Annotated in this window: 2 protein-coding genes; both read right to left on the bottom strand. The window is 31.6% G+C overall.

Translation table 11 applies throughout. From position 1 onward, the window contains the following. The coding region (locus F6K52_RS36830; protein ID WP_293090252.1) for an element excision factor XisI family protein at positions 1–130 on the bottom strand (130 nt) is incomplete at its 3' end. 12 nt (positions 131–142) lie between these two features. Further along, positions 143–1,020, bottom strand: an 878-nt coding sequence (locus F6K52_RS36825) for a HEPN domain-containing protein (protein ID WP_293090250.1), incomplete at its 5' end; no start/stop codon positions are given.

Raw genomic sequence — 1,020 nt, 5'->3', positions numbered from 1 at the left:
CAATTTGATAATGGTTTCTTTGTGTATCGAAGATAGTTTCTACTTCAATATCTCCATAAGATGGTTTATAATTAGCATATTTGGTGAGAAATTTTTGAACATACTGCTTATATTTATCTAACTTTGCCATCTCACAATTTATTTAGGGTGTAGTATCTTTCTCTTTTAGTTCTTGGTCAATCTCACTAATAAATTTTTCAACTTTAGAGATAATATCATCGACCATCATGTTATCAATATTTATCTCTTGACCTTCTTTCGTCCTACCATTTCTATGTACTAAATCGTGTCTAATTGATACTGCTTTGTTAATTTCAGAAAAATTTGGAAATACAATATTCAGTGTCCCTTCGTACATCTTACTAACTTTAGGTAAATTATGATAAATAACTTTTAACATAGCTTTTTTAGCTATCTCTTCTGCTTTATTAGCAATGTCTAGGACTTCATTCATGCCAAGTTTTTGATCTTTGAAATCTTTGAAAGACGTAAAAAAAGAGTTTAAATAATTTTGGTTTGACAAAACTGTGTTTATGAAGGCATCAGATAAGTAAGTTTCGAGACATGCTATTGCACCAACATAAAGATGTCTTTTCAGAGTTTTCTTCGCTTTCGTATTTGTCACACTCAGCTTATTTAATATTCTCAAATTCTCTATCTCATCTAAAAAAGTAAGATGAAAAGTTGTATTAGAGAGTATTGCTTCTAATTGATCTTTGTCTGTATAGTCATCTTCTATTTCATCTGCCTGCCAGGACTTTTGCCAAGTTCCAGTTCGGCGTATTTTGCCAAGCCCCATAAACTCTGTATAGAGACGTGGAACAATCTTATCTATTAAAAACTGTTCCCAATATTTGATGCGCTCGTGAGTTTGAAAAGAATCCCCATTATTGCCATAAAAATCATTAAATGTTAATGTTTCTGACTTTTCTTTGAATCTTTCATAGACTGGTTCCACTGGATAAAACCAAGGCTGGATATCATTTTGAGTTAAGCATTGCAGAAATTTTTGCCCATACA

It is taken from the genome of Moorena sp. SIO3H5, from assembly GCF_010692395.1.
Taxonomy (GTDB): Bacteria; Cyanobacteriota; Cyanobacteriia; order Cyanobacteriales; family Coleofasciculaceae; genus Moorena.
Note: the sequence above shows the minus strand (reverse complement) of the source record. Positions and strands in the feature narration are given on the sequence as shown.